Here is a 26,693-nt window from a genome sequence, read left to right as displayed (position 1 = left end):
ATAATATATGGCGGGTCAAGGAATTTAGTGCGAAATGGTACAAAAAAAGAAAGGGCCGCCGCATGGCGACCCACCGGCCGAAAAACCCGCGGCGCCGGCCGAGCCGAAGCGGCGCGGACGGCCGCGGGCCTATGAGCCGGAGGTCGCGCTCGGCAAGGCGCTCGATCTGTTCCGGACGACGGGTTTTGCGGCGACCTCGCTCGACGATCTCAGCGCCGCAACCGGCATGAACCGGCCGAGCCTCTATGGCGCGTTCGGCGACAAGCGTGAGCTCTACATCAAGAGCTATCAGCGCTACCGCGACAATGCCCGCGCGCTGATGGGCGACATCTTCCGCCACGATTGGCCGGTGCGCCGACAGCTGGAGCAGATCTTCGCCACCGCGCTCGACATCTATCTCTCCGGAGAAGAAGGGCCGCGCGGCTGCTTCACGGTGATGACGGCCGGCTCCGAGGCGGTGGCCGACCCGGACATCCGCGCCATGGTGCAAAACGCGCTGACCGAGCTCGACAAGGCGTTCGCGCATTGCTTTCGCCGCGCCAAGGAGAAGGGCGAGCTGCCGGAGCATGCCGACCCCATGGTGCTGGCGCAAATGGCGTCGGCGACGATCCACTCGATTGCGGTCCGCGCCCGGGCGCGGGAGCCGCGTGAGAAGCTGGAGGCGATCGTCGCCGGCGCGATCGATGTGATGCTGGGCGGCAAGTAACGTCTCAATACCCCCTGACGCGGTCGACCAGATTGCGCAGCGTGCCGCCGGCCTCGAACGTCGCGATCTGTTCGCCAACATAGCGCGAGATCGCGTCGGCATCGGTGTCGGCGGCGTTGTGCGGCGTCAGCACCACCTTCGGATGGGTCCAGAACGGGCTGTCCGTCGGCAGCGGCTCCTGGCCGAACACGTCGAGCGACAGCGCCCCCAGCGTGCCGTCATCGAGGCAAGCCAGAATGTCGGCCTCGTTCTGCAGGCCGCCGCGGCCGGCATTGATCATGATGGGCGCGCCGAGCGGCGAGGAGCGCCGCAGACCAGCGAACATCTTGCGATCGAGAATGCCGCGCGTGTCCGGCGTCAACGGCAGCAGCGACACCAAAATGTCGGTCCGGGCCAGGAACGCGCCGAGCTGCGCTGCACCGTGGAAGGTCTCGATGCCATCCACCTGCTTGTCGCTGCGGCTCCAGCCGGCGACCTGGAAGCCGATCCGCTTGAGCACCTCGGCGGCGTCGATCCCCAGCGTGCCCAATCCGAGAACGCCGACGTTGATCGCCGCCGCGGGCCATTGATATTTCGGCGCCCAGCGCTTCACCCGCTGCGACTCGCGCAGATAGAGCTCCTGGCGATGGTGCATCAGAACATGCAGCACGACCCATTCGGTCATCCGCTGCGTGAGGTCGTCAACGGCGACGCGCACCAGCGGCACGCTCGGCAGGGTCTTGTCGGCCATCAGCGCATCGACGCCGGCGCCGAGATTGAAGATCACGCGCAGGTTCGGAAAGCCGGCGAGCTCGCCGGGCACCGGTTTCCACACCGCCGCGTAGTGCACGTCAGCCGGATCGAGCCCGGCATCGGGCAGCAGCACCACCGGACGGTCGGCGCAGACATCGTTGAAGCGCGCCTTCCAGCGCTGCGGCGACCAGTTATCGGTGCCGCCATGGATCAGGAGCGCCAGCGCGCCTTTGGTCATCGGATCGTCCTCGAAGCGTGAGTGATCTGTTCCACATACCAGATCGCGCGCGGCCGCCAATCTCCGGCCATCATCAAGGAGACATCCCCATGCGCAAACTGCTTCTCGCCGCCGCTTTTCTGGTGACCGCCACCGCGTCCCAGGCCCAGACCGTCGACGTCGGGTCGATCCTGTCGTCCAATGGCATTTCGATCGGCAAGGGCGGCCAGCCGCAGGCCGGCCAAGGCCAGGGCGGGATGTCGCAGGCCGCCAACAGCCAGGGAGCCGCGGGCCCGGGACAGTCGCAGCGTCGCGCCGGGCGCGCCAAACAGCCGCGCGAAAGCGCCGCGGAGACGCGTGCGCGCAACATCGCGGGCAAGTACGGCATCTCCTGGTAGGCGGTCGTTCCGATCGCCGGAACCGGTGAAAATTCTTCGCCGGCCTGTCGGCTGCGGGCATACTCCCCCGTCTTGATAAACGAAGGGAGAGGTTCGCCGATGCTGTACGCGCTGCTTTGCTATCACGACGAGGATGTCGTCTGCGCCTGGAGCAAGGACCAGGATGCCGCCGTCATGGCCAAGCTGGCAGTGATCCAGGAAAAGCTCGCCAAGCAGGGGCGGCTCGGGCCGGTGGCCCGGCTGCTGCCGACCACGGCGGCGACGACGCTGCGCAAGGAAGATCCGCCGCTGGTGCTCGATGGTCCCTACGCGGAGACCAAGGAGCAGCTGCTCGGCTTCTATCTCGTCGACTGCGCCAATCTCGACGAGGCGCTGGAGGTTGCGCGCGAGCTCGGCGAGGCCAATCCCGGCGGCTCCTATGAGATCCGTCCCGTCGGCACGTTCAGGCCGGGCGGAGCGCTGGCATGAGCGACGCGGCCTGGATCGATGCGACCCTGACATCAGCACGCCCCCAGGCCGTCGGCGCGCTCCTGCGCTATTTTCGCGATCTCGATACCGCGGAGGAGGCGTTTCAGAACGCCTGCCTGCGCGCGCTGAAGAGCTGGCCGCAGAACGGACCGCCGCGCGATCCCGCGGCGTGGCTGATCATGGTCGGCCGAAATGCGGGAATCGATGACGTCAGGCGCACCAGGCGCGAACAGCCGCTGCCGGAGGACGAAGCGATCTCTGATCTCGGCGACGCCGAGAGCGCGATCGCCGATCGGCTCGACGGCTCGCATTATCGCGACGACATTCTCCGCCTGCTGTTCATCTGCTGCCACAAGGAGCTGCCGGCGACGCAACAGATCGCACTGGCGCTGCGCGTGGTGTCCGGCCTGACGGTGAAGCAGATCGCCCGCGCCTTCCTGGTCAGCGAGGCTGCCATGGAGCAGCGCATCACCCGCGCCAAGGCGCGCGTCGCGCAGGCGAACGTGCCGTTCGAGACGCCGGGCGCGGTCGAGCGTTCCGAGCGGCTGCTGGCCGTCGCGGCGATGATCTACCTCATCTTCAACGAGGGCTATTCCGCCAGCGGCGAGACGGCCGCGCTGCGTCAGCCGCTCTCCGAGGAGGCGATCCGCCTGGCGCGGCTGCTGCTGCGGCTGTTTCCGGGCGAGCCGGAGATCATGGGGCTGACGGCCTTGCTTCTGCTGCAGCACGCCCGCAGCGCGGCCCGCTTCGATGCGGAGGGAATGCCGATCCTGCTCGACGACCAGGACCGCAGCTTGTGGAATCAGCCGCTGATCGCCGAAGGCCTGGCGCTGATCGACAAGGCGATGCGGCATCGCCGCAGCGGGCCTTACCAGATCCAGGCGGCGATCGCGGCGCTGCATGCGCGCGCGGCGCGGCCCGAGGACACCGACTGGACCCAGATCGATCTGCTCTACGGCGCGCTCGAAGTGGTGCAGCCCTCGCCGGTGGTCACGCTGAATCGCGCAGTGGCGGTTTCCAAGGTGCGCGGCGCGCAGGCCGCGCTCGACCTGATCGCGCCGCTCGAGACCCGGCTCGGCAATTACTTCTATTTCTTCGGCGTGCGCGGCGCATTGCTGATGCAGCTCGGGCGCAATGACGAGGCGCGGACCGCGTTCGATCGCGCCATCGCGCTGGCGCACAGCTCGGCGGAAGCGGCCCATATCCGCATGCAGTTGGATCGGCTGATGCGCGACAGCGCGACCGCGCAGGTCCGAGCAGGGCAATGACATCGGACTGAGATCGGATCGAAAATGATCTGCTTCAGTGTCGGCGGAGCGATGCCTCCGGCGTCCTTGGAACGGCCTGATGGGGAGGAGCTTGGAATGTCGACGATCACCTTGGAGCAGCCGGTCTCGCGCGCCGAATTGTGGGGCGGCCGCATCCTGAGCGGACTGGTGATCCTGTTCCTGCTGTTCGACGGCGCGATCAAGCTCGTGCCGCTCGCTGCGGTCACGCAGACGATGGATCAGATGGGCTATGGCGGCAGCGACGGCTTGGCGCGCGCGCTCGGGCTGATCACGCTGTTCTGCACCGTGCTCTATGCGCTGCCGGCGACCTCGCTGCTCGGCGCGATCCTGCTCACCGGCTATCTCGGCGGGGCCATCGCCTCGCATGTCCGCATCGGCAGCCCGCTGTTCAGCCACGTGCTGTTCGGCCTCTATCTCGGGCTGATGGTGTGGGGCGGCTTGTGGCTGCGCGACCGCCGGTTGCGCGCGCTGCTGCCGCTGCGCTGATCTTCTCAACCAAGGAGGATGTCGATGATCTGTCCCTATCTCACCTTCAACGGCGATTGCGAGCAGGCGCTCAAGCATTATGGCGAGGTGCTCGGCGCCAAGGTCGACATGATGATGCGCTATGGCGAGGCTCCGCCGGAGATGCCGTCGGCGCCGGAGCACAAGGACAGGATCATGCATGTCCGCTTCTCGATCGCCGGCGATGTCATCATGGCCTCGGACTCGCCGCCCGAATATTATCAAGGCAAGCCGAACGGCATCTCGGTGTCGCTCCAGATCAAGGACCCGGCCGAGGCCGAGCGCAAGTTCAACGCGCTGATCGCGGGCGGCGCCGTCACCATGCCGTTCGGCCGGACGTTCTGGTCGAAGGGTTTCGGCATGGGCGTCGATCGCTTCGGCATTCCCTGGATGATCAACTCCCCGGCTGACGGCTACGAGGCCTGACTTCGCTAAAGCGCGATGAGATCTGGATGAATCGTCATCGCGCTTTAGATCTTTGTTTGCGCATGATCTTTTCGGAAAACCGCTGCGCACTTTTCCGGATCATGCTTCAGCGGCAGGAGGCGTACATCGCCTTCAGCTCGCGCCCGCGCAGCACCAGGAGCCGCGACGTCAGTCCGCCGCGGCGCTCGATCCAGCTGCGCACCGGCGCAGGATAGGTGCGCAGCACGATCTGCGAAGCCTCCGGCTCGGCATAGACGCGCCCGCGGCGGTCGACCGAGCGCGCTGCGTGGAAGCCGAGCGTGGCGCGGCGCGTCACGCAGATGCGCTCCTCCGGCACGATGCTCAACACCAGCGTGCAGGCCGAGAGACAAGGACCGTCGATCACGACGCGCTCGCCGGAGGCGCGCACCTTCTCGAACAATTCCAGGAACGGGCCGACTTCGCCGCCGGGCGAGGAGATGATGCGGACATCGGCGCGCGCCAGCATGGTCGCGATCCCCCAGAGGACCACCGCGAGCAGTAAAGTCAGAATGATGCGCACCCGGCTCGGCATCGTCGCCTCACGCGTTTCTCGTCATGCGTCCTCGTCAAGCGTTCCTGCGCTGCCCTCGCAAGGTCGGCAGCCCGATTCCGGCAGCGTCGAAGCCACCGTCGACGGCCAGCACCTGACCCGTGATGTAGCTCGAGCGCTCCGAGCAGAGGAAGAAGATGGCTTCCGCCAGCTCCTCTTCAAGGCCGTAGCGGTTCAGCGGAATGGCATCGTGATAGTCGGCGCGGATCTCCGGCGTGTGCACCGCCTTGGCCATCGCGGTTTCGACCGGCCCCGGCGCCACGGCGTTGACGCGGATGCCGGCGGAGGCGAGCTCGACGGCGAGCTGCTTGGTGAGATGCGCCAGCGCCGCCTTGCTGGTGCCGTAGGCGGAGCGCAAGGTCGAGGCGCGCACGGCTGAGATCGAGGTGATGTTGACGATCGCGCCGCCATGCTCGCGCATCAGCGGCACGGCCGCGCGCGTGCACAGGAACGGGCCGGTCAGGTTGACGTCGAGGATGCGCTGCCAGTCGGTCTCGCTGGTCTCCATGATCGGCGCGAAGCGCGCGACACCGGCATTGTTCACGAGCGCGTCGAGCCTGCCGAACCTCTTGGCAATGTGCGACAGCGCGTCGGCGACCATCGCCGCATCCGAGACGTCGCAATGCAATGCCAGCGTTCGTTCAGGCGATTTGAGCGCCACGGTCGCATCGTCGAGCAGCTTCGTCTCGATGTCGAGCAGCGCGACGCGCCAGCCCTCCAACAGGAATCTCTTGGCGGTCGCCAGCCCGATGCCGCGCGCGGCCCCTGTGATCAGGGCGACCTTGTCGTCCGGCGTCGTCCTCAGTGATTCCGTCACGGCGATCGGCTCCTCCGGCCGGCGGCCCGGCTCTTGCTCGTTGTGAGTCCTATCACGCGCTGCGCAGGGTAGCTGTGAAGACCGTCACAATCCCTCACGTGCGTTAAATCCAACTTATGGAATACAGACAGGGCACCTAAGTTCGCGTGCGTTGTCAAACAGCCAACGGTAGTAATGGGCGCGGCAGTTCGCGTTCCCGCGGCACCGAAGCGCCCGAGTGTTACTGGTATCCTCGTCCCTCACCAACCGGAGGGCGCAGGGAAGACCGGGAGCTCGCCGCCCCCATGGCCCCCGTGCGGACAAGAATGCACGGGGCAGGAACCACAGGTTTGGCTGGGACATCCCGGCCTTCCCTGCACGATGGTCTGACGGCTTATACGTGATCTCCCCGGGGACCGGCTGTCTTGCCCCCGTTTCCGCCACAATGCATTCACGCACTGGACACGACATCAGCATCGGGATGCCAGGACCACACGATTTCGCCGTACGCGCCGCGTTGTTCGTCTGCGTGTCTACTTCTGAGCATGATCTCGTCAGAAAGCTGTGGCGCAATGAGCGTCAACAGTCTCCCGGTTCCGAATCATGCTCCACGCTGCAACATCGTCGCGTCCACCGCATCCCGCTCCCCACGTTCGTGACGACCGCGAAACGTCCCTCTCGATCGGGAACAGGACGGGTATAAAAGAGCATGAATTCTGGAAAAAAGAAAGAAGAGTTTTTAACGGGAAGGACTGGACAAGGGTGATCGACTTGAAAGTCTTCACGAAAAAAGATCCTCCGCGCGATGGTTCGGTCCGTGCGCCGAAGCGGTCAAGGGTGGCTTCCACGCCGCGCGCGAGCCGTTCCCCGGCGGCTGATTCGCCCGTCGGGCCGCGTGGTCGTGTCCCGTCTTGGACGACTCCTGTCCTGGTAGCGTAAAGTCTCAGAGCCTCGGTAGAATCGATATGCGCGGTCACGTCATCAGCCAGCGAATCACATCCTTCTCGTTGAACACGGCGCTGCCGCGCGGCGTGCTGCGCGCGCGCCGCGCGTTGCTGCTGTCCTGCGTCGTTCTCGGGCTCGCAACGAATGCTCGTGTGCTGGCCGCCGAGGGCACGGAGACGAAGTCCCCCGCGGCGGAACCGGCCGCGCGCGACGTCGCGCCGCCGTCACCATCGCCGCAGGCGCAAAAGCCGGAGGTGCCGAAGACGGAGGTTCAGAAGGCGGAGCCGCAGAAGGTCGAGCCGCAGAAGGCCGAAACCGGGACGGTCGGACGTCCGGCGGAGCCGCAGGCGCCCGCTCCGAAGGTTGTCATCGCCCCGGCCGAGCCTCAGAAGCAGGGCAGCAAGGGCGATGCGCGAGCTGCCAAGGACGCGAAGAATCTCACCGTGCCGCAACGCGTGTTGCCGGCCGATGTCGCGCAGATGATCGGGCGCAAGATCTGGCTCAACGAGGCCGGCGGTCGGCGCGATGCGATCACGTCGTGGAACGCCGGCGAGGAATTTGCCTCATTGGGCATCGGGCACTTCATTTGGTACCCGACCACCGCGAAGCCGCCCTATGAAGAAGGCTTCCCCGGGCTGGTCGCGTTCCTGCGCAAGGGCAAGACGCCGCTGCCGGCATGGCTGGACAAGACTCCGATCCCGGCCTGTCCGTGGACCAGCCGTGCGGACTTCAAGCGCAATTTCAATTCGCCGCAAATGAAGCAGTTGCGTCAGTTCCTGCTCGACACGATGGCCGAGCAGACGCAGTTCCTGGTGGCGCGTGCGCAGGGCGCGATGGACAAGATCCTGGCCAATACGCCCGACAGCGCCGAGCGCGAGCACATCGTCGCGCAATATTCGCGCGTCGTGCGCGCGTCCGAGGATCTCTATCCGCTGATCGACTACATCAACTTCAAGGGCGAGGGCACCAATCCCTCCGAGACCGCCGTCGACAAGGAGACGGGCCAGCGCCAGGGCTGGGGCCTGAAACAGGTGCTGCTGAAGATGAACGGCTCCACCACCGAGCCGAAGGCCGTACTCGCCGAATATTCCGAAGCCGTGCAGGTCGTGCTGCAGCAGCGCGTGCGCAACCTGCCGTCCAACCGCATCTGGGAGGCGGGCTGGCTGCGCCGCGCTGAAACCTACCGCCGGCCGATCGCACAACTGGAGCCGATGCCCGAACGTGCGCCGCGCAAGTCGTCTCGCTACAGAGCGGACAATTCGGCGTATTGACGGTTGTGGCGCGCGCGTCCGGGCGACGCTGTTTCAACAACTGCCGGGAGTTGAGCTGCAGCTTCCGCGCTGTCATCCCGAATCTCGAGATTGCTGAAATGAACGCGAGACCAGATCGAGATTCCGGGTTCAAGGCCTGCGGCCTTGCCCCGGAATGACGGTGTCTGTGGCGCCGGCGAGGACACACGGGGATCAACGAGCAGGGATCACTTGCCCGCTGCAGCTTTCCTCTCGGCAACCACCTTCTGATAAGCCGCCTGCAGCCTCTCGCCGACACTCGGGCCCGGCTTCCTTCGCTTCTTCACGCCGAGATGGATCTCGCGCAGCTCGTCCATGAATTCGGCCCACATTTTCGGCCCGCCCTCCGTCAGCAGCCTGGCGCGAATGCCGAGCTCTTCCGAGACCGGCAGATATTTGTAACCCCAGCCGGCCATCTGCGCGAGGATCGGCAGCAGCTCGATGCCCTGCTCGGTGAGAGAATAGATTCCCTTCTGCTTGTGACTCGGATCGTCCACGCGGCTGACGATGCCGGCGGCAAGCAATGTCTTCAGCCGGTCGGCCAGAATGTTGGAGGAGATGCCTTCCTCGGATCCGCCGAGCAGCTCGCGATAATGGCGACGGTTGCCGAACATGATGTCGCGGATGACGAGGAGACTCCATTTGTCGCCGACAACCTCGAGCGTGAGGTTGATCGGGCAGCCGGAGCGCTGAAGGTCTGACATCGAAAAATTCCCGTAACCGTCGTCACGAATAACCGCTTGCAATATTGCACCAGTAGCGGCATCCTCAAACTGCTTGCAAAACAAGAGCAGTCAGGGAGGCGCGTGCATGGCACGGCTGGTGTTGTGGAACATGATGACGCTCGACGGCATGGTCGCGGGCGCCAACGGCGAGCTGTCCTGGCATGAGGAGGTCTGGGGGCCTGAGCTCGAGCAGTTCTCGGAAGCTCAACTGAAGGAGGCCGGAGGGCTGCTGTTCGGGCGGGTGACCTACGACCTGATGGCCGGCTATTGGCCGGCGCAGCAGGGCGTGATCGCCGAATTCATGAACGCGATCCCGAAGCATGTCGCCTCGCGCAAACTGTCGGAACTGGCCTGGTCGAATGCGCATCTGCTGGGCCAGCAGATTGCGACCGAGGTCGAGACGCTCAAGCAGGACAGCGCCAAGGATCTGTTCCTGTTCGGCAGCGCGGACTTCGCCGCGACGCTGATGGCGCATGATCTGATCGACGAATACCGGATCGCGATCAATCCGCGGGTGCTCGGCAACGGCGCGCCACTGTTCAAGCCGGGGCAGGCGATGAAGCTGCGACTGATCGATAGCCGGGCGTTGTCCACGGGAGTCGTGATCCTGCGCTATGTGCCGGTGCGGGATGCGTGAGCGGACGGCCGCGTGCTCCGCCTTTGGCTTGTGAGGAGGCGCACGATTGTACAGCGTGCTCGGTGTACCTCGCCCCGCTTGCGGGGAGAGGTCGGATTGCATCGCCAGATGCAATCCGGGGGAGGGGGTACAGGTCCATCCACGAACACTCCCCGTGCGGCTGCCCCTCACCCCAACCCTCTCCCCGTGAAGAACGGGGAGAGGGAACGCACCGGCGCCGTCGCGCTGGCATCGATTCGAACTAACTCTCTTCACGTCAGCCCTGAGGAGCGACCCATGTCTCTCACCCTCTACTATCACCCTCTCTCGTCGTTCTGCTGGAAGGTGCTGATCGCACTTTACGAGAACGACATTCCGTTCACGCCGAAGCTGATCAATCTGGGTGACGCCGACGATCGTGCCGCATTTCTGAAGCTGTGGCCGGTCGGCAAGTTTCCGGTGCTGCGCGACGAGCAGCGGCAGCGCACGATCCCGGAGTCGAGCATCATCATCGAATATCTCGATCAGCACTTTCCCGGTACGACGCGCTTCATTCCGGACGAGCCGGATCTCGGCTTGCGGACACGCCTGCGTGATCGGTTTCTCGATTTCTATCTGCACATGCCGACGCAGGCCGTGGTGTTCGACCGGCTGCGGCCGAGCGATGCGCGCGATCCGTTCGGTGTGACCGAGGCGAGGGCGCGGCTGCAGACGTCGTACGCGATGCTCGAGGCGGAGCTGCCGTCCGCGGGCTGGGCGATGGGCGAGCCATTCACGCTGGCGGATTGCGCCGCGCTACCGGCGCTGTTCTACGCGCAAAAAGTGGAGCCGTTCGGTGCCGAACTGAAAACGGTTCCAGCCTATCTCGAGCGTCTCAAGGCGCGACCGTCCGTCGCGCGCGTTCTCGCCGAGGCCGAGCCCTATTTCCACATGTTCCCGGGCGAGCCTGGCTGAGCGGGCCTTTCCGCGAAAATAATCGCACAGCCGTGTCGGATTGCATGGTTGCCGATCGTCTTTCTGAAGAGAGCAGGGAGACCTGCCGCAGGATCAGGGAGAGGGACCATGCGGTTCATGGTGATCGTGAAGGCAACGCAGGACTCGGAAGCGGGCGTGCTGCCGACCTCCGAGGAATTCGCCAAGATGGGCCGGTTCAACGAGGGACTGATCAAAGCCGGCATGATGGAGACGGGGGAGGGCCTGCATCCGACCGCCCGGGGCGCGCGGATCGATTTCTCGGACGGCGAGCCTCGCGTGGCGCGCGGCCCGTTCGAGAACAGCGGCGATCTCGTCGGAGGCTTCTGGATCGTCAAGGCGGATTCGCTCGATCAGGTGATCGAGGCCATGAAACGCGCGCCGTTTCCGAGCGGCCAGGTGGAGATCCGGCGCATCTATGCCGCGGAGGATTTCGGCGAGGCCCTCGCGCCTGAACTGCGCGCGCAGGAAGATCGCCTGCATGCGCTGGCGGCGAAGAGCTGACATCTCAGCCCATCAGACCGGGAGCAGACACGATGCGATTCATGATGCTGATGATTCCGCTCGGCTATGAGAGCGCCCCGCCGGACGTGAAGCTCGATCCCGAACGGGTCGCGGCGATGATGCGCTACAACGAAGCGCTCAAGGAGGCCGGCGTGCTGATCACGCTGGAGGGGCTGCATCCGCCGTCGATGGGTGCGCGGGTGTCGTTCCCCGGCGGCAAGCCTGTCGTCACCGATGGTCCCTTCGCCGAGGCCAAGGAGGTGCTCGGCGGCTTCTGGATGATCGAGGTCGGATCGCGCGACGAGGCGATCGCCTGGGCCAAGCAATGCCCGGCCTCTGAGAATGAGATCATCGAAATCCGCCAGGTGCAGGAGATGGCCGATTTCTCCGACGATGTGCGCGAGGCGCTGGCCGGCTTCGGCGAGCTGCCGCATGCCGGCCGTGCCTGAGCCATTCAATTCATCAGGGAGGAAGTGCAATGAGCGACAACAGCAACACCTATCTCGCCGTGTTCCTCGGCAGCAGGACGAGCCCGGCCTGGAAGGAATGGGAGGCGCTGCCGGAAGCCGAACGCAACGCCAGGGGACGGCAGGGCATGACGGCGTGGCAAGGCTGGGTCGAGACGCACAAGGACGCGATCGTCGCGATGGGCGGGCCGCTCGGCAAGACCAAGCGGGTCGACAAGACCGGCATCAACGACATCGCCAACGAGATGGGCGCGTTCACGGTGGTCCGCGCGGCCTCGCACGAGGACGCGGCGAAGATGTTCGAGAACCACCCGCATTTTGCGATCTTCCCCGGCGAGCGGGTCGAGATCATGCCGGTGTTGCCGATCCCGGGTGGTTAGCGCCCGTACCTAGCGGCGAGCCGCGGTGCCACCCTCCCCTGAAGGGGGAGGGTCGGCTCGAATCCGCGCAGCGGATGCGAGCCGGGGTGGGGTGACAGACTGTCGGCGTGTGCGATGCCGACGTTCGGCTGGGCACCTTGTGCACTCGTCCGTTGACCCCGCGCTGACCTCGCCCGGGGCTCACCCCACCCCGCTTGCCCGCTGCGCGGGCGATCGACCCTCCCCCTCAAGGGGAGGGTGGCAGCCGTGGCTGCTGGTCGAGCGCTCAAAAGTCTCTGGTGTGTTTCACCCCCGCTCATGTAAAAGCCCTTCACATGAGCTGGCGCAAGGAGCAGCGCCGCGCTGAGCGCGGCTATCATCACGGCAACCTCAAGGAGGCGCTGCTGCAGGCGGCGCTCGACCTGATCGCGCAGAAGGGAGCTGCCGGGTTCACCTTCGCCGATGCTGCGCGCATGGCCGGCGTCAGCCCGGCCGCACCCTACCGCCACTTCCGCGATCGTGATGAGCTTCTGTCCAGCATCGCGCAGCGCGGCTTCGAGCAGTTCGAGGCGCGGCTTTCGGCCGCGTGGGACGACGGCCGGCCGGAGACCGTCACGGCATTCGAACGTGTCGGCAAGGCCTATCTCGCCTTCGCCCGCGAGGAGCCCGCGTTCTACTCGGCAATGTTCGAATCCGGCGTGCCGGCCGACTCGACCCCAGGTCTGCTCGCCGCTGGCGAGCGTGCGTTCGGCGTGATCCGCGCCGCCGCGGAGCGGCTCGCCGCGCTGGCTCCTCCTGGTGTGCCGCGGCCGCCGGCGATGATGATGGCACTGCACATCTGGTCAATGGCGCACGGCATCGCGTCCTTGTTCGCGCGCGGCGACGCAGCCCGGCGCAAGCTGCCGATGTCGCCGGAGGAACTGCTGGAAGCCGAGGTGCTGATCTATCTGCGCGGTCTCGGGTTCAGCACCGATCGTGCACCGACCGCCAAGCCCGGCGGCGAGCCACCGCCATTGCCCGACGACAAGCCGGCTGGGACGCCAGCGGGGCCCTGGGGCCGGCCGAAGTAAAGGTTCAACGCCGGACGAAAAATATTCCGGGCGGCGCGTCAGGCGGCCGCCTTGACAAAATCACGGGTTGAGCTAGCTATGTAAATGTTATTTACATTCACACGGCATGGCGCCGCGAATGGAGAGGGAGATGGCCTACACCGCAGATGTCAATCGATGGCGCGGTTCGGAGGAGGAGCGCAGGTACCGGCCCCACATGATGGAGTCGCCCTGGCATCCCGGCTGGATCGCGGTGACCGTGCTCGGCTTCATCATCTGGTGGCCGATCGGACTTGCCCTTCTCTTTTTCACACTCGGGAGCAGAAAGATGGCGTGCTGGAACGGTAGCGATCGCTGGTCGAACAAGATGGAACGGATGCAGTGGAAGATGGACCGCATGCGCGACAGGATGGAGCGCCGCGGCTTTGGTTTCGGCTTCTCGCAGCCGTCGTCGAGCGGCAACCGCGCCTTCGATGAGTACCGCATGGAGACGCTGCGCCGGCTCGAGGAGGAGCAGCAGGAGTTCCGCGACTTCCTGAGCCGCCTGCGTCACGCCAAGGACAAGGAAGAGTTCGACGCCTTCATGGCGCAGCACAAGCAGCGGCCGCCGACGCCGCCGAACGACCAGCCCCAGAGCTGATCGCGAGGCAGGTCGACGAACTGATCGACCGATCCTGACGCCGCAGGGCTTTCAGCCCCCGCCCTGACGGCACAAGACGCCCGCCCGCGGTTCCCCGCCGGCGGGCGTTTTGCGTTCCTAATTACCTTTCCCCTGCGGCGCCTCGCCGCTGGCTGCAGGCGGCCAGAACGGCCGCGACGTCACAATGGCCTGATCACAAAGGCTCTATCTGGCTGTCCCGGCAGGGCCTTTGACCTCCGCAAAACTCCGCGGTAACCCCGCCTTAACCCCGGAGGGGGTTTGGTTAAGGGGCGCTTACGGGCGCCGAGCCCTTGTTTTGACACGTTGGCGGAGGAAGCAGGCCACTTATGGCTTCGGCGGGCCTCTTAAAGCGATCAGTTCAGGGCTTTGTTGCGTAGGCGCTTTGCGCCGCGATGGCATCCGGCGTGGAACGGCGGATGCATGGACCCGGGTGTCCCGGGCTGTTGGTTGAGAGGATACTTCGGATGGAAGGCGACTTCTCCCTGATCGCGCTGTTCTGGCAGGCGCATTGGGTCGTGAAGGGCGTGATGCTCGGCCTCATCACCTGTTCGGTCTGGGTGTGGGCGATCGCGATCGACAAGCTGTTCCTGTATTCCCGGACGCGCCGCTCGATGGACCGGTTCGAGCAGGCGTTCTGGTCCGGCGAGTCGATCGAGGAGCTCTATCGGGTGCTGTCGGCCAAGCCGACGCAGTCGATGGCGGCGTGCTTCGTGGCGGCGATGCGCGAGTGGAAACGCTCCTTCGAGGGCCATGCGCGGTCGTTCGCCGGCCTGCAGATGCGGATCGAGAAGGTGATGAACGTCTCGATCGCGCGCGAGGTCGAGCGGCTGGAACGCCGGCTGCTCGTGCTGGCCACGGTCGGTTCCGCCGGCCCCTTCGTCGGCCTGTTCGGCACCGTCTGGGGCATCATGACGAGCTTCCAGGCGATTGCAGGCTCGAAGAACACCTCGCTCGCGGTGGTCGCGCCCGGCATCGCGGAAGCGCTGTTCGCCACCGCCATCGGCCTGATCGCGGCCATTCCGGCGACGATTTTCTACAACAAGTTCTCCTCGGAGGTGAACCGGCAGGCCCAGCGCCTGGAGGGCTTCGCAGATGAATTTTCGGCCATCCTGTCCCGTCAGATCGACGAGCGGGGATGAGGGCGGGTATAATGGCGACCGGATCGTGAGTATCGCAGCATGGGCATGAGCATGGGTAGCGCGTCCGGCGGCGGTGGTCGCCGCGGTCGGCGCAAGGCACCGGTGATGTCGGAGATCAACGTCACGCCGATGGTCGACGTCATGCTGGTGCTGCTGATCATCTTCATGGTCGCAGCGCCACTGCTCACTGTGAACATCCAGGTCGACCTGCCGCAGGCACAGGGCGGCTCGGCCTCGACTGCCGACGCCAAGCCGCCGCTCGAGGTGACCGTGAAGAAAACCGGCGGCGGCTGTGCGTCGAAGGTCGATGTCTACATCGGTGACTCCCCGATCGGGATCAACGAGCTCGGGCCGAAGATCAAGGCGATGAAGGAGGCGGGTGCCGGCGGCGGCGACAACGTCGTCAAGATCCGCGGCGATCGCGACGCCTGCTACTCCGACATGATGAAGGTGCTGGGCATGGCACGTGACGCCGGCTATCGCGCCAGCATCGTCGTGCTGCCGGAACAGGGCTCATGACGGCAAAGGACCTCATCCAGTTCGCACGTCAGCGCAAAGGCACGGTGCTCTCCGTGGCTCTGCACGTGCTCGTGCTGGGCTGGGGTCTGTTCAGCTTCTCCGCCCGCTCGATGGTGGCGCCGCCGGAGGACCTGGTGCCGGTCGACGTGATCTCGGAGGACAATACCTCGAAGGCCAAGGCCGGCGCGCTCGCCGGCAAGAAGGAGTCGCAGAAGCTGCTCGCCGACAAGATCGGCGAGAAGAAGCCGACCGAGGACATCGTCGGCAAGGTCGACACCAAGCAGGTCACCGAGACCGACGCCGCGCCGGAGCCGAAGCCCAAGCCGGAGAAGCCGCTCGAGAAGAAGCCCGACCCGCCCAAGCCGGTCGAGAAGCAGCCCGATACGCCCAAGCCCGTGGCCGAGAAGAAGCCGGATCCGCCGAAGCCTCTGCCTGCTGAAAAGCCGAAGCCGGAGGAGAAGAAGCCCGATCCGTTCAATCCGGACCAGATCGCGAGCGTGCTCAACAAGGACAAGCCGAAGCAGCCGCCCAAGCCGCAGCAGACCGCGGCCGCCACGCCCGAGCCGCCGAAGCACAAGAGCGAGCGCAAGTTCGACGCCGAAAAGATGGCGAGCCTGATCAATCAGAAGGATCCGACGCGGCAGGCCGTGACGGGAGCGGAGCTGAACGCGAATGCGGCGCTCGGCACGGTCCAGGGAACAGCCGAGGCCAACGTGGCGAGTTGGCAGGGCGCGTTCCAGGAGGCTGTGACGCGCTGCTTCAACGCGCCCTACAGTGGTGTCGACGAAGACAAGATCTCGGTCGACCTCGACATTCAGTTGCGTTCCGACGGCTCCCTGCTCGCAACGCCCGTCGTCTCCGGCGTGACGGGCCCGAATCGGGCGGTCAGCCTCGCCGTGGCGGAGAACGCGAAGCGGGCGGTCGAGAACTGTGCGCCTTATGCGTTTCTACCGAAGAATCGTTACAACGAGTGGAAGCTCATCCTGACGCGATTCAATCTCAAAACGATGAATTCGATGCGAGGCCGAACTTGACGAATCCTCCCGACCGCACGACCGGATCTTTCACGCGGCGCCAGCTGTTGGCGACGGGAGGCGCTGCCGTCGCGGCGCTGGGCGCCGGTCCCGCGTTGGCCCAGCAGAAAGACCGCCTGGAGATCGTGCCGACGAGCTTCAAGCCGCTCCCGATCGCGATTCCGCCGTTCGTTCCGGGGGGCGCCGGCGATGCCGATGTCGGCAACGGCATCTCGCAGGTGATCACCAACAATGTGAAGCGGAGCGGCTTGTTCGCGCCCGTCGACCCCGCTGCATTTCCCGAGCGCATCAGCAATTTCGAGGCGCCGCCGCAATTCGCAAGCTGGAAGCCGTTCGATCTGCGCGGCATCGTCACCGGCCGCGCCACGCGCCAGCCCGACGGCCGCCTGAAGGCCGAGTTCCGGCTGTGGGAGCCGAATACGGGCCAGCAGCTCGCCGGCCAGCAATATGTGACGGCGCCGGAATATTGGCGGCGCATCGCCCACATCATCTCGGACCAGATCTATACGAAGCTCACGGGCGAGAAGGGCTATTTCGACAGCCGCGTCGTGTTCGTCGACGAGAGCGGGCCATCGGAGCGCCGCGTCAAGCGGCTCGCGCTGATGGACCAGGACGGCGCCAATGTCCGCTATCTCACCCGCGGCGCCGACCTCGTGCTGACGCCGCGGTTCTCGCCGTCGAGCCAGGAAATCACCTACATGGAGTTCGGGCAGGGCGACCCGAAGGTCTATCTGTTCAATATCGAGACCGGCCAGCGCGAGATCGTCGGCAACTTTCCGGGCATGTCGTTCTCGCCGCGCTTCTCGCCCGACGGCCAGCGTATCATCCTGAGCCTGCAGCAGGGCGGCAACTCCAATCTGTTCGTGATGGATCTGCGCTCGCGCGCGACCACGCGGCTGACCGACACGCCGGCGATCGATACCTCGCCGTGCTACTCGCCGGACGGCAGCCAGATCTGCTTCGAGAGCGATCGCGGCGGCAAGCCGCAGATCTACGTGATGTCGGCGAGCGGCGGCGCCGCGCAGCGCATCTCGTTCGGCGAGGGCAGCTACTCGACGCCGGTGTGGTCGCCGCGCGGCGACTACATCGCCTTCACCAAGCAGGGCGGCGGCCAGTTCGCGATCGGCATCATGAAGACCGACGGCTCCGGCGAGCGCATCCTCACCTCCGGCTTCCACAACGAAGGCCCGACCTTCGCTCCGAACGGCCGCGTGCTGATGTTCTTCCGCGATCCCGGCGGCAATGCCGGTCCTTCGCTCTATACGATCGACGTCTCCGGCCGCTTCGAGCAGAAGGTGCAAACGCCGGGCTTCGCCTCGGACCCGGCCTGGTCGCCGCTGCTGTCGTGAGGAGTAGATGGCCCGTCGATGCTCGCTCACACTTGAGTGGACGCGTCGCCGGCGGGTCGCGCAATGCGTGTTTTCGGTCGAAATGGAACCATTCGTTGCAAGGTCGGAGTAGTGTTTCCCTAGTTTGCTGAAATCTCGGGGAAATCCGCCCGTTTCGCGGCTGCGGCAACGCTCCGCTAACGATGTTCGCTCAGAAAGACTTCACTTGCGAACGGTATTGTTGCGCACTGAACAGGACGCGTGCGCACGAATGCAGCTTGCCAGCCAAAGCGGAGAAGACGATCGAAAGCTGTCGCCCGGTATCCAGGCGGCGCTCGTCGACTCCCTCTTCCAGGATCCCGGCCCGATGTTTGCCGGCGCACTCTGCGCCGCCGTCGCGGCCGTCATGACCGCGATCAAGAGCGGCGACACCAGTCTCTGGCCCTGCGCGATCCTGCTGATCGTGGCCGGCGCGTTTCGCTCGCTCGACATGCGCTACTACCGGCATCTCCGTGACGGCGGGCGCTTGACCCCCGAGGCGGTGGCGCGCTGGGAGATCCGCTACCAGGTCGGCGCGATGATCTACGCGCTGGTGCTCGGCATCTGGTGCGTCGTCGCCGTGTCCGGCAACAGCGATCCGGTCGTGCACCTGATCGCGATCACGGTGACGCTCTGCTACATGTCGGCGGGCGCCGGGCGCACCTATGGACGCCCCTGGATCTTCCACGTCCAGATCCTGCTCGCCTGCGGGCCGCTCGCACTCTCGCTCGCGCTGAATGGCAGTCCCTATTACATGGGGATGGCGGCGTTCTGCGTGCTGTTCTTCATGTCGTTGAAGCACATCTCGACGAACCTGCAGCGGATCTTCGTCCAGGCCTTCGTGGCGCGCGAAGGCGAGTCGGCGCTGGCCAAGCAGTTCGATACGGCGCTCAACAACATGCCGCACGGCCTGTGCATGTTCCGCGCCGACGGGCGCCTGGCGGTGATGAACCACCGCTTCGGCGAGATGATGAGCCTGCCGGAGGATATCCTGCAGCGCGGCGGCAAGGCCGCCGACATCATCAATGCCTGTGTGGTCGCCGGGTCGATCTCGGCGGCGAGCGGCCGGCTGATCCTGGCGGAGATCGAGCACACCAAGACCCACAACGTGATCACCAGCGATCCCGACGTGGTGCGCGACCGCTCGCTGTCCTGGACGTTCCAGCCGATGGCCGATGGCGGTGCCGTGGTCCTGCTCGAGGACATCACCGAGCGGCGCCATGCGGAGGCGCGCATCTCGCATCTGGCGCGTTACGACGAACTCACGACCTTGCCGAACCGCGTCAGCTTCCGGGACGAGATCGAGCGGCTGCTCAGGATCCCGCAACGAAACGGCGAATTGTCCGCGCTGCTGTTCGTCGATCTCGACCGCTTCAAGCAGGTCAACGACACCCTCGGCCACCCCTGCGGCGACCAGTTGCTCTGCGCCGTGTCCGAGCGGCTGCGCGACATGCTGCGGCCGGAGGATTTCGTCGCCCGCTTCGGCGGCGACGAGTTCGTCGTGTTCCAGCGCAACATTCGCTCCAACGACGACGCTGCCGTGCTCGCGCGCCGGATCGTCGATCAGCTGAGCGAACGCTACAAGATCGACAATCATCTGGTCGAGATCGGCGCCAGCGTCGGAATCGCGATGACCGCGCCGGGCATCAGCGCCGACACGCTGCTGAAGAATGCCGACATGGCATTGTATCGCGCCAAGGCCGAGGGCAGGGGTACCTTCTGCTTCTTCCGCGACGAGCTTGCCCAGACCGTGGAGGCGCGGCGCATCCTCGAGCTCGATCTGCGCAAGGCGCTTGCCAACGAGGAATTCGAGCTGTTCTACCAGCCGCTGGTCAATCTGAAGTCCGGCAAGATCTCGACCTGCGAGGCCTTGCTGCGCTGGAACCATCCGGTGCGCGGCACCGTCTCGCCGGTGGACATCATCCCCGTCGCCGAGGACATGGGCCTGATCGTCGATCTCGGCCGCTGGATCCTGCGCAAGGCCTGCCTCGAATGCATGAAGTGGCCGGAGGCGGTGAGCGTCGCCGTCAACTTCTCGCCGCAGCAGTTCCACCAGCGCGACGTGCTGAGCGAGGTGCGCTACGCCCTCGAAGTCTCCGGCCTGCCGCCGCACCGGCTCGAGATCGAAATCACCGAATCCTCGCTGTTGCGCAACACGCAGCTGACGCACGACGTTCTTTCGCAGCTCCATATGCTCGGGGTCCGCATCTCGCTGGACGATTTCGGCACCGGCTATTCGAGCCTCAGCTACCTGCACAATTTCCCGCTCGAGAAGGTCAAGATCGACCGCTCCTTCCTGGAGGGCATCGACAGCGACCGGCCGCTGACATTGCTGCGCGGCGTCGCGCGGCTGTCGGCCGATCTCGGCATGTCGGTGGTCGTCGAGGGCATCGAGACCAACGAGCAGCTGGAGCTGGTCAGTGCCGATGGCACGGTCACCGAAGCCCAGGGCTATCTGTTCAGCCGACCGGTCCCCGCCGTGCGCATCCGTCAGCTTCTGAATGCCTCGCACGGCCGACGGCCGGCGGAAGAGGCGATTGCGGTCGCCGGAGGCAATCGGTCGATCGCCTGATCGCCGTCTCGCCCGCGTCTCCGACGGTCCGGCAGCATCGCTGGGGCTCGTGCGGACACGCACGCCCATGTGAACGCTAAAGTGACAACCCCACGTCGCATCATCCGGGCTGAGAACACGCGTATGCCACGCGCACAGGTTTCGGATAGGCACGGAAGTGATCCGTAGCGATACCTGAGTCACTCCGTTTCATTTCTGTAAGTCGCAGTCATGACGCCCGATTTCCCGCACCGTTAACTCTGTACCGCCGAAAGCTTTGCGTCTGAATTAACGCACTGTTAAGCTCATTAGGTACTCGTAAGGGTTGTGTGTGAAAAGGGGTTGCGAATGAAGTCGGCGGCTCGAGTTACTGCCGTTGCTGACCAGAAGTCGGATGCGCTCGAAAATGTCGATTATCGGCTGGCGCTGACTGCGGAAGACAAGGACGAGATTTACCGGCTGCGCTACCGCGCCTATCTGCGCGAAGGAGCCATCCTCCCCTCGGCGAGCGAACGCGTCACCGACGAGTATGACGATCTTCCCAACAGTTTCATCTTCGGCGTCTATGTGCATGGCGAACTGTACAGCTCGATCCGCATCAGCGTGCTGAACTCGCAATGGCGGCGGTCGCTGTCGGCGGACATGTTTTCCGATCTGCTGCATCCCGAGCTCGACCGCGGCCAGGTGATCGTCGATCCGACGCGTTTCGTGGCCGATTACGAGAAAGCCCGGCTGTTTCCAGCGCTTCCCTACGTCACCGTCCGGCTCGGCTATGTTGCCTGCGCGCATTTCAACGCCAATATTGGCCTTGCCAACGTCCGGCCGGAACACCGCGCTTTCTACAAGAAGGTCTTCCTCCAGGAGCCGTGGGGCGAGCCGCGGCTCTACTCCGGCCTGACCAAGCCGGTCGGCCTCGTCGCCGCGCATTACCCCAAGATCCGCGAGCGGGTGTTCCAGCGCTTCCCCTTCATGCGCTCGAGCGCCTTCGAGCGGCGGATGCTGTTCGACCGTCGCGCGCCCGACGCCTTCTCTGATTCGTTTCGGCTTCAGCCTGTCGCGAAGGCCGGCTGAGCAAAGTCGGTCTTGTTCCCGGATTCAAGCCGGCGCAGCCCCCTGCGCCGGCTCAATTTCGTGGCCTTGGCGCAAATATCGGCGAAAAGCGCCGTGCTCCCGGCGGGCCGCCGCTTGCCTTCACCCTGGCGCCACATTTACAACCCATTAACCATCGCGGTCGCTTTTTCGGGTTTCGTTAGCATTTGACGGGGTTCGGCAAGACCCCATCAAGGTTGACGGAACGTTCGCTTAACCATCGACCTGTAGACCGGATGGCAGTCTAAGAACGTGAGCGTGGAGGCTCCGGGAATGAAATATCACATGCGTATCCTCCAGGGATTGAAGTTGGCTGCCGTGCTCTCGGTCGCGCTGTCGATGGGCGCCTGCGCCAACAAGAATCTCACCGGGGCCGACGGAGCGATGGCGAGCGCTGCAACTCCAGGCAGCCAGCAGGACTTCGTGGTCAATGTCGGCGATCGCGTCTTCTTCGAGAGCGACCAGACCGATCTGACGCCGCAGGCGATCGCGACGTTGGAAAAGCAGGCGCAGTGGCTGCAGACCTATCCGCGCTATCAGTTCACCATCGAGGGCCACGCCGACGAGCGCGGCACCCGCGAGTACAACATCGCGCTCGGCGCCCGCCGCGCCCAGTCGGTCCGAAACTTCCTGGCCTCGCGCGGCATCGACCAGAGCCGCATGCGCACCATCTCCTACGGCAAGGAGCGCCCCGTCGCGGTGTGTAACGACATCTCGTGCTGGTCGCAGAACCGCCGCGCGGTCACCGTGCTGAACGCCAGTTCATGAAGCTGAACGACGTCGTCTCATGACGGGTCGTTGATGAATCCGGCGTCGCCATCGACGCCGGCTTCATCATTTCGTCTTCGCTTGAACGTCATTTGTCTCCATCTCAATTCTACTTTACAGCCTCGCTCATCAGGCTTTTTCAACCTCTCGCCGATCCGGTCGTCAGGGCAGCATGTCGTTCATGTCTCTTCCTCGGAGCGCCGCAGCGATGCTCGCAGCGCTCGTCGTTTTGTCGTGCCAGTCAATGTCGTCGCGGGCGTTCGCCCAGGTCGACGAGGATCCCGAGATCAGGATCGAGCGGCTGGAGAATCAGCTGCGACAACTGACCGGGCAGAACGAGGAGCTGCAGTACCGCAATCGCCAGCTCCAGGAGCAGCTGAGGCAGTTGCAGAGCGGGGCGCAGACGGCCGCGCCGGCTGCCCAGCCGGGCGTTTCGCCGGCACCGGCGCAGGTCAATCCGGGTTACGCCCAGCCCGCACAGCCCGCCTATGGCCAGCAGCCCTATGGACAGCCCCAGCAGCAGGCCTATCCCACGCCGCAGCAGCCTCCCGTCTACGCCCAGCCGCAGGCCGGCGCACCCGCCCCGATCGCGCTGGATCCGCCGGCCCCGGGCGGGCGGACCCGTCGCGGCGACGCCTTCGATCCGAGCCAGAACCCGACCGCGCCCGGCGCGCCGCAGGCGCTCGGCGGAGGGCCGCTGCCGATCCAGCCCGGTGGCGGCCAGCCGGTGGCCCGTGCGCCGGATCCCGTCAATCCCGCGAGCCCGCCGCCCGGCCGCTATCCCCAGGCGGCGGCCCCTGCCGCCGCCGGCGGGCTGGATACGGCGCCGCCGCGGCAGACGCCGCGCGATGAATACGACCTCGGCATCGGCTACATGCAGCGGCGCGACTATGCGCTGGCCGAGCAGACAATGCGCAACTTCACCCAGAAATATCCCAACGATCCGATGATCGGCGATGCGCAATACTGGCTCGGCGAAAGCCTGTACCAGCGCCAGCAATACCGCGATGCCGCCGAAATTTTCCTGGCGGTGACCACCAAGCACGACAAATCGTCGAAGGCGGCCGACGCGCTGCTGCGGCTCGGCCAGTCGCTGGCGGCCTTGAAGGAGAAGGAGGCGGCCTGCGCCGCGTTCGGCGAGGTGACGCGGAAGTATCCGCGCGCCTCCGCGGGTGTGAAGGCGACGGTCGACAAAGAGCAGAAGCGGGTGAAGTGCTGAGCCGCGCGGCGTGAGATCGTAGGGCTCTCGCCCCCGGGCAGCGAGGCGGGTAGGCTGCCGCGCCATGGCGAACGCACGCTCCGAAGCCGATCTCCCGGTGTCCGCCGCCGAGGCCGAGCGCCTGTTCGCGCCGCTCGCGGCGGTGCCGGCGCTCGTGATCGCGGTCTCCGGCGGTCCGGACTCCATGGCGCTGATGTGGCTGGTGGCGCAGTGGCGGGCGTCTCTCGTGACGGGCCCGCGGCTGCTTGCCGTGACCGTCGATCATGGTCTCAGGCGTACCTCGGCGGGCGAAGCCCGGTTGGTCAAGCAGATCGCGCGCAGCCTGGGTGTTCAGCACCGCACCTTGCGCTGGACCGACGACAAACCGGGGGCCGGAATTCCCGAAGCGGCGCGGCTGGCGCGCTACCGGCTGCTGACGCGCGCGGCGCGGCAGCTGCGTGCCGGCCATATCCTCACCGCTCATACGCGGGATGACCAGGCCGAGACGGTGCTGATGCGGCTGCTGCGCGGCAGCGGCATCGCCGGGCTTGCGGCCATGACGCCGGTCAGTTCGCGAGATGGGCTGCTGCTGGCGCGGCCGCTGCTCGACATCCCCAAGGCCAGGCTGCTGGCGACGCTGCGCGCCGCGGGGCTTCCTCACGCCGATGATCCGACCAATCGCGATCCGTCCTTCACCCGGCCGCGCCTGCGCGCGCTGATGCCGGCGCTGGCGGAGGAGGGCGGCGATGCGCGCACGCTGGCGACGTTGGCGCGCCGGCTTGGACGGGCCAATGCCGCGATCGAGCGCATGGTGGACGGTGCCGAGCGCTATCTCGCCCTCCAGGCCGACGGCGGCAGTGGCGAACAGCCGGCCCAGGGCCACAGCTTCGACCCGCGCGCGTTTGTCGCACTTCCAGCAGAAATCAGGCTGCGGCTGTTGATGCGCGCCATCGATCGCGTGGGAACCGAAGGGCCCGTGGAACTTGGCAAGGCCGAAGCGCTGCTCGACCGGCTGGACCGGACTCTTGCGGGGATCGTAGATAGTGGTAGGTCTGCTCCAGGCAGGCTAAAACAAACCCTGGCTGGTGCGCTGGTAAGCATGACGAAAGAGTCGATCCGCATCACGCCCGCGCCGCCACGGCGATCGCGCGGGACTTGAGCGGGCGGCAGCTTCGCGGACGCTTAACCACCTGCATGGTCGGCGCTTTCCCGCGCCATTTTTTAAGCGGGAATCGGGCTAGGATGCGTTAAATAGTCCTGTCTGGTTCCCTTGGCATTGCGGCGAGTGGTACCTAGATTACGAGACGGTCGACCGGGGGATTCCCTCGTGGCTACCCAGGGATAAGTCTGAGGACAGACGGCCGCGATCCGCGCGACCACGAAGGAAAATCGATGAACGCCAATCTGCGCAATTTCGCCCTTTGGGTCATTATTGTCCTATTGCTGTTGGCACTGTTCACCCTCTTCCAAAATCCCGGGCAACGCGCGTCGTCGCAAGACATCACCTTCTCGCAGCTGCTGACGGAGGTCGATCAGGGCAATGTGCGCGACGTCGTGATCCAGGGCCCCGAGATTCACGGCACCTTCAAGAACGGCTCCTCGTTCCAGACCTACGCGCCGAGCGATCCGACGCTCGTGACTCGTCTGTACAACGGCAAGGTCTCGATCACCGCGAAGCCGCCGGGTGACAACGTGCCGTGGTTCGTGTCGCTCCTCGTCTCCTGGTTGCCGTTCATCGCGCTGATCGGCGTCTGGATCTTCCTGTCGCGACAGATGCAGGGCGGCGCCGGCAAGGCGATGGGCTTCGGCAAGTCGCGTGCGAAGATGCTGACGGAAGCGCATGGCCGCGTCACCTTCGAGGATGTCGCCGGCGTCGACGAGGCCAAGCAGGACCTACAGGAGATCGTCGAATTCCTTCGCGACCCCGGCAAATTCCAGCGCCTCGGCGGCCGCATTCCGCGCGGCGTGCTGCTGGTCGGCCCTCCCGGCACCGGCAAGACGCTGATCGCCCGCGCCGTGGCCGGCGAAGCCAACGTGCCGTTCTTCACCATCTCCGGTTCTGACTTCGTCGAGATGTTCGTCGGCGTCGGCGCCAGCCGCGTCCGCGACATGTTCGAGCAGGCCAAGAAGAACGCGCCCTGCATCATCTTCATCGATGAAATCGACGCCGTCGGCCGTCATCGTGGCGCCGGCCTCGGCGGCGGCAATGACGAGCGCGAGCAGACCCTCAACCAGCTGCTGGTCGAGATGGACGGCTTCGAGGCCAATGAGGGCGTGATCCTGATCGCCGCCACCAACCGCCCCGACGTGCTCGATCCCGCCTTGATGCGTCCCGGCCGCTTCGACCGCCAGGTCGTCGTCTCCAACCCCGACATCATCGGCCGCGAGCAGATCCTCAAGGTTCACGTCCGCAAGGTGCCGCTGGCGCCGGACGTCAATCTCAAGACCATCGCCCGCGGTACGCCCGGCTTCTCCGGCGCCGACCTGATGAATCTCGTCAACGAAGCCGCGCTGACCGCCGCCCGCCGCAACAAGCGGATGGTCACGCAGTCCGAGTTCGAAGAGGCCAAGGACAAGGTGCTGATGGGCGCCGAGCGCCGCTCGATGGTGATGACCGAGGAAGAAAAGATGCTGACCGCCTATCACGAGGCGGGCCATGCGATCGTCGGCCTCAATGTCCCGAGCCACGATCCCATCCACAAGGCGACCATCATTCCGCGCGGCCGTGCGCTGGGCATGGTGCAGTCGCTTCCCGAGGCCGACCGTCACTCGCATACCCGCGAATGGTGCGTCTCCAAGCTCGCGATGATGTTTGGCGGCCGCGAGGCCGAGGTGCAGAAGTTCGGTCCGGAGAAGGTGACCAACGGCGCCACCGGCGACATCCAGCAGGCGACCAACCTCGCCCGTGCGATGGTGATGGAGTGGGGCATGTCCGACAAGCTCGGCCGCGTCCGCTACCAGAGCAATGAGCAGGAGGTGTTCCTGGGTCATTCGGTGGCGCGCTCGACCAACATCTCGGACGACACCGCACGCCTGATCGACTCGGAAATTCGCGGACTGATCGAGGCCGGTGAGCAGGAAGCCCGTCGCATCATCACCGAGAAGCGCGAGGACTGGGAGACGATCGCCCAGGCGCTGCTCGAATACGAGACGCTGACCGGCGAGGAGATCCTTGACCTGCTCAAGGGCAAGAAGCCGAACCGCGAATCCGCGATCGAGCCGTCGACGCCGCGCGCCTCGGCGGTGCCGCCTGCCGGCAAGCCGCGTCCGCGGCCCGATCCGGGCCTGGAGCCGCAGCCGCAGGCCTGAGGCCGCAGGGTCCGCGGAGATCAGC

General features: G+C 65.6%; 28 protein-coding genes. 24 read left to right on the top strand and 4 right to left on the bottom strand.

The annotated features are described in order from the left end of the window. Nucleotides 1–34 precede the first annotated feature (34 nt). Complete coding sequence (locus ACQR1L_RS01830; RefSeq protein ID WP_434856211.1) at nt 35–706, top strand: TetR/AcrR family transcriptional regulator; 672 nt, start codon at nt 35–37, stop codon at nt 704–706. A gap of 4 nt (nt 707–710) precedes the next feature. Here ACQR1L_RS01830 and ACQR1L_RS01825 read toward each other — a convergent pair whose 3' ends face one another. After that, nucleotides 711–1,676 (bottom strand): 2-hydroxyacid dehydrogenase, encoded by a 966-nt coding sequence (locus tag ACQR1L_RS01825; RefSeq protein WP_434856210.1) that lies wholly within the window; start codon nt 1,674–1,676, stop codon nt 711–713. An 89-nt stretch (nt 1,677–1,765) separates the two neighbouring features. Between ACQR1L_RS01825 and ACQR1L_RS01820 the strand changes: the two genes are divergently transcribed. From ACQR1L_RS01820 to ACQR1L_RS01800, 5 genes are all read left to right on the top strand, one after another. Continuing rightward, nucleotides 1,766–2,053 carry a hypothetical protein gene (locus ACQR1L_RS01820; RefSeq protein ID WP_434856209.1) on the top strand — a complete coding sequence of 96 codons (288 nt, stop codon included), beginning with the start codon at nt 1,766–1,768 and terminating at the stop codon, nt 2,051–2,053. Nucleotides 2,054–2,152: 99 nt separating this feature from the next. After that, nucleotides 2,153–2,521 (top strand): YciI family protein, encoded by a 369-nt coding sequence (locus tag ACQR1L_RS01815; protein WP_431336946.1) that lies wholly within the window; start codon nt 2,153–2,155, stop codon nt 2,519–2,521. Further along, nucleotides 2,518–3,789: an RNA polymerase sigma factor gene (locus ACQR1L_RS01810; protein WP_434856208.1), complete on the top strand. Its 1,272-nt coding sequence runs from the start codon at nt 2,518–2,520 to the stop codon at nt 3,787–3,789. The genes ACQR1L_RS01815 and ACQR1L_RS01810 overlap by 4 nt, the downstream gene beginning before the upstream one ends. Before the next feature lie 138 nt (nt 3,790–3,927). Next, entirely contained in the window at nt 3,928–4,296 is a 369-nt protein-coding gene (locus tag ACQR1L_RS01805) for a DoxX family protein (RefSeq protein WP_434856557.1), read from the top strand. A gap of 24 nt (nt 4,297–4,320) precedes the next feature. Beyond that, nucleotides 4,321–4,740, top strand: coding sequence for a VOC family protein (locus ACQR1L_RS01800; protein WP_434856207.1), 420 nt, complete (start codon nt 4,321–4,323; stop codon nt 4,738–4,740). A 106-nt stretch (nt 4,741–4,846) separates the two neighbouring features. On the opposite strand, the gene ACQR1L_RS01795 is transcribed toward ACQR1L_RS01800, so the two are convergent. After that, complete coding sequence (locus ACQR1L_RS01795) at nt 4,847–5,293, bottom strand: hypothetical protein (protein WP_434856206.1); 447 nt, start codon at nt 5,291–5,293, stop codon at nt 4,847–4,849. Nucleotides 5,294–5,327: 34 nt separating this feature from the next. After that, nucleotides 5,328–6,128, bottom strand: a complete 801-nt coding sequence (locus ACQR1L_RS01790) for an SDR family NAD(P)-dependent oxidoreductase (RefSeq protein WP_434856205.1) — start codon at nt 6,126–6,128, stop codon at nt 5,328–5,330. 944 nt (nt 6,129–7,072) lie between these two features. On the opposite strand from ACQR1L_RS01790, the gene ACQR1L_RS01785 reads away from it, so the two are divergent. Beyond that, nucleotides 7,073–8,323: a hypothetical protein gene (locus ACQR1L_RS01785; protein WP_434856556.1), complete on the top strand. Its 1,251-nt coding sequence runs from the start codon at nt 7,073–7,075 to the stop codon at nt 8,321–8,323. 206 nt (nt 8,324–8,529) lie between these two features. Here the strand turns inward: ACQR1L_RS01785 and ACQR1L_RS01780 are convergent, their stop codons facing one another. Beyond that, nucleotides 8,530–9,045 (bottom strand): winged helix-turn-helix transcriptional regulator, encoded by a 516-nt coding sequence (locus ACQR1L_RS01780; protein ID WP_434856555.1) that lies wholly within the window; start codon nt 9,043–9,045, stop codon nt 8,530–8,532. A 106-nt stretch (nt 9,046–9,151) separates the two neighbouring features. Here ACQR1L_RS01780 and ACQR1L_RS01775 point away from each other — a divergent pair, with 106 nt between their 5' ends. The 17 genes from ACQR1L_RS01775 (at nt 9,152) to ftsH (ending at nt 26,668) form a co-directional block, all read left to right on the top strand. Next, on the top strand, nt 9,152–9,703 hold the full coding sequence (locus tag ACQR1L_RS01775) for a dihydrofolate reductase family protein (protein ID WP_434856204.1): 552 nt from the start codon (nt 9,152–9,154) through the stop codon (nt 9,701–9,703). 276 nt (nt 9,704–9,979) lie between these two features. Next, a complete protein-coding gene (locus tag ACQR1L_RS01770) occupies nt 9,980–10,636 on the top strand; it encodes a glutathione S-transferase family protein (protein WP_434856203.1) in 657 nt (218 codons plus the stop codon). Between the two features lie 108 nt (nt 10,637–10,744). After that, entirely contained in the window at nt 10,745–11,158 is a 414-nt protein-coding gene (locus ACQR1L_RS01765; RefSeq protein ID WP_434856202.1) for a YciI family protein, read from the top strand. 32 nt (nt 11,159–11,190) lie between these two features. Then, on the top strand, nt 11,191–11,607 hold the full coding sequence (locus ACQR1L_RS01760) for a YciI family protein (protein ID WP_434856201.1): 417 nt from the start codon (nt 11,191–11,193) through the stop codon (nt 11,605–11,607). 29 nt (nt 11,608–11,636) lie between these two features. Further along, a complete protein-coding gene (locus tag ACQR1L_RS01755) occupies nt 11,637–12,005 on the top strand; it encodes a hypothetical protein (protein WP_434856200.1) in 369 nt (122 codons plus the stop codon). 314 nt (nt 12,006–12,319) lie between these two features. After that, complete coding sequence (locus ACQR1L_RS01750) at nt 12,320–13,054, top strand: TetR/AcrR family transcriptional regulator (RefSeq protein WP_434856199.1); 735 nt, start codon at nt 12,320–12,322, stop codon at nt 13,052–13,054. Between the two features lie 130 nt (nt 13,055–13,184). Further along, complete coding sequence (locus ACQR1L_RS01745; RefSeq protein WP_434856198.1) at nt 13,185–13,673, top strand: DUF2852 domain-containing protein; 489 nt, start codon at nt 13,185–13,187, stop codon at nt 13,671–13,673. A gap of 485 nt (nt 13,674–14,158) precedes the next feature. After that, entirely contained in the window at nt 14,159–14,833 is a 675-nt protein-coding gene (tolQ, locus tag ACQR1L_RS01740; protein WP_050886856.1) for a protein TolQ, read from the top strand. A 39-nt stretch (nt 14,834–14,872) separates the two neighbouring features. Beyond that, entirely contained in the window at nt 14,873–15,352 is a 480-nt protein-coding gene (locus tag ACQR1L_RS01735; protein WP_434856197.1) for an ExbD/TolR family protein, read from the top strand. Continuing rightward, on the top strand, nt 15,349–16,386 hold the full coding sequence (locus ACQR1L_RS01730; protein WP_434856196.1) for a protein TolA: 1,038 nt from the start codon (nt 15,349–15,351) through the stop codon (nt 16,384–16,386). The genes ACQR1L_RS01735 and ACQR1L_RS01730 overlap by 4 nt, the downstream gene beginning before the upstream one ends. A 44-nt stretch (nt 16,387–16,430) precedes the next feature. Then, the gene (tolB, locus tag ACQR1L_RS01725; protein ID WP_434856554.1) at nt 16,431–17,735 is read left to right on the top strand and encodes a Tol-Pal system beta propeller repeat protein TolB; all 1,305 of its coding nucleotides are present in this window, start codon (nt 16,431–16,433) and stop codon (nt 17,733–17,735) included. Between the two features lie 250 nt (nt 17,736–17,985). Next, nucleotides 17,986–20,325, top strand: a complete 2,340-nt coding sequence (locus ACQR1L_RS01720) for a putative bifunctional diguanylate cyclase/phosphodiesterase (protein ID WP_434856195.1) — start codon at nt 17,986–17,988, stop codon at nt 20,323–20,325. A gap of 327 nt (nt 20,326–20,652) precedes the next feature. Continuing rightward, the gene (locus tag ACQR1L_RS01715; protein ID WP_434856194.1) at nt 20,653–21,375 is read left to right on the top strand and encodes an N-acyl amino acid synthase FeeM domain-containing protein; all 723 of its coding nucleotides are present in this window, start codon (nt 20,653–20,655) and stop codon (nt 21,373–21,375) included. 291 nt (nt 21,376–21,666) lie between these two features. Beyond that, nucleotides 21,667–22,161: a peptidoglycan-associated lipoprotein Pal gene (gene pal, locus ACQR1L_RS01710; RefSeq protein ID WP_434856193.1), complete on the top strand. Its 495-nt coding sequence runs from the start codon at nt 21,667–21,669 to the stop codon at nt 22,159–22,161. A 181-nt stretch (nt 22,162–22,342) separates the two neighbouring features. Continuing rightward, nucleotides 22,343–23,380 (top strand): tol-pal system protein YbgF, encoded by a 1,038-nt coding sequence (gene ybgF / locus ACQR1L_RS01705; RefSeq protein WP_434856192.1) that lies wholly within the window; start codon nt 22,343–22,345, stop codon nt 23,378–23,380. A 64-nt stretch (nt 23,381–23,444) separates the two neighbouring features. Further along, complete coding sequence (tilS, locus tag ACQR1L_RS01700; protein WP_434856191.1) at nt 23,445–24,518, top strand: tRNA lysidine(34) synthetase TilS; 1,074 nt, start codon at nt 23,445–23,447, stop codon at nt 24,516–24,518. A gap of 233 nt (nt 24,519–24,751) precedes the next feature. Next, nucleotides 24,752–26,668 carry an ATP-dependent zinc metalloprotease FtsH gene (gene ftsH / locus ACQR1L_RS01695; protein ID WP_434856190.1) on the top strand — a complete coding sequence of 639 codons (1,917 nt, stop codon included), beginning with the start codon at nt 24,752–24,754 and terminating at the stop codon, nt 26,666–26,668. Nucleotides 26,669–26,693: the final 25 nt, after the last annotated feature.

This window comes from Bradyrhizobium sp. HKCCYLR20261 (assembly GCF_051168435.1).
In the GTDB taxonomy this organism is placed as follows: Bacteria; Pseudomonadota; Alphaproteobacteria; order Rhizobiales; family Xanthobacteraceae; genus Bradyrhizobium.
This window is presented reverse-complemented; position numbering and strand designations above follow the sequence as displayed.

Coding starts and splice junctions, on each gene's coding strand:
- ACQR1L_RS01830 (WP_434856211.1), top strand. CDS start 35: ATGGTACAAAAAAAGAAAGGGCCGCCGCATGGCGACCCACCGGCCGAA.
- ACQR1L_RS01825 (WP_434856210.1), bottom strand. CDS start 1,676: ATGACCAAAGGCGCGCTGGCGCTCCTGATCCATGGCGGCACCGATAAC.
- ACQR1L_RS01820 (WP_434856209.1), top strand. CDS start 1,766: ATGCGCAAACTGCTTCTCGCCGCCGCTTTTCTGGTGACCGCCACCGCG.
- ACQR1L_RS01815 (WP_431336946.1), top strand. CDS start 2,153: ATGCTGTACGCGCTGCTTTGCTATCACGACGAGGATGTCGTCTGCGCC.
- ACQR1L_RS01810 (WP_434856208.1), top strand. CDS start 2,518: ATGAGCGACGCGGCCTGGATCGATGCGACCCTGACATCAGCACGCCCC.
- ACQR1L_RS01800 (WP_434856207.1), top strand. CDS start 4,321: ATGATCTGTCCCTATCTCACCTTCAACGGCGATTGCGAGCAGGCGCTC.
- ACQR1L_RS01795 (WP_434856206.1), bottom strand. CDS start 5,293: ATGCCGAGCCGGGTGCGCATCATTCTGACTTTACTGCTCGCGGTGGTC.
- ACQR1L_RS01785 (WP_434856556.1), top strand. CDS start 7,073: ATGCGCGGTCACGTCATCAGCCAGCGAATCACATCCTTCTCGTTGAAC.
- ACQR1L_RS01780 (WP_434856555.1), bottom strand. CDS start 9,045: ATGTCAGACCTTCAGCGCTCCGGCTGCCCGATCAACCTCACGCTCGAG.
- ACQR1L_RS01775 (WP_434856204.1), top strand. CDS start 9,152: ATGGCACGGCTGGTGTTGTGGAACATGATGACGCTCGACGGCATGGTC.
- ACQR1L_RS01770 (WP_434856203.1), top strand. CDS start 9,980: ATGTCTCTCACCCTCTACTATCACCCTCTCTCGTCGTTCTGCTGGAAG.
- ACQR1L_RS01765 (WP_434856202.1), top strand. CDS start 10,745: ATGCGGTTCATGGTGATCGTGAAGGCAACGCAGGACTCGGAAGCGGGC.
- ACQR1L_RS01760 (WP_434856201.1), top strand. CDS start 11,191: ATGCGATTCATGATGCTGATGATTCCGCTCGGCTATGAGAGCGCCCCG.
- ACQR1L_RS01755 (WP_434856200.1), top strand. CDS start 11,637: ATGAGCGACAACAGCAACACCTATCTCGCCGTGTTCCTCGGCAGCAGG.
- ACQR1L_RS01750 (WP_434856199.1), top strand. CDS start 12,320: ATGAGCTGGCGCAAGGAGCAGCGCCGCGCTGAGCGCGGCTATCATCAC.
- ACQR1L_RS01745 (WP_434856198.1), top strand. CDS start 13,185: ATGGCCTACACCGCAGATGTCAATCGATGGCGCGGTTCGGAGGAGGAG.
- tolQ (WP_050886856.1), top strand. CDS start 14,159: ATGGAAGGCGACTTCTCCCTGATCGCGCTGTTCTGGCAGGCGCATTGG.
- ACQR1L_RS01735 (WP_434856197.1), top strand. CDS start 14,873: ATGGGCATGAGCATGGGTAGCGCGTCCGGCGGCGGTGGTCGCCGCGGT.
- ACQR1L_RS01730 (WP_434856196.1), top strand. CDS start 15,349: ATGACGGCAAAGGACCTCATCCAGTTCGCACGTCAGCGCAAAGGCACG.
- ACQR1L_RS01720 (WP_434856195.1), top strand. CDS start 17,986: ATGCAGCTTGCCAGCCAAAGCGGAGAAGACGATCGAAAGCTGTCGCCC.
- ACQR1L_RS01715 (WP_434856194.1), top strand. CDS start 20,653: ATGAAGTCGGCGGCTCGAGTTACTGCCGTTGCTGACCAGAAGTCGGAT.
- pal (WP_434856193.1), top strand. CDS start 21,667: ATGAAATATCACATGCGTATCCTCCAGGGATTGAAGTTGGCTGCCGTG.
- ybgF (WP_434856192.1), top strand. CDS start 22,343: ATGTCTCTTCCTCGGAGCGCCGCAGCGATGCTCGCAGCGCTCGTCGTT.
- tilS (WP_434856191.1), top strand. CDS start 23,445: ATGGCGAACGCACGCTCCGAAGCCGATCTCCCGGTGTCCGCCGCCGAG.
- ftsH (WP_434856190.1), top strand. CDS start 24,752: ATGAACGCCAATCTGCGCAATTTCGCCCTTTGGGTCATTATTGTCCTA.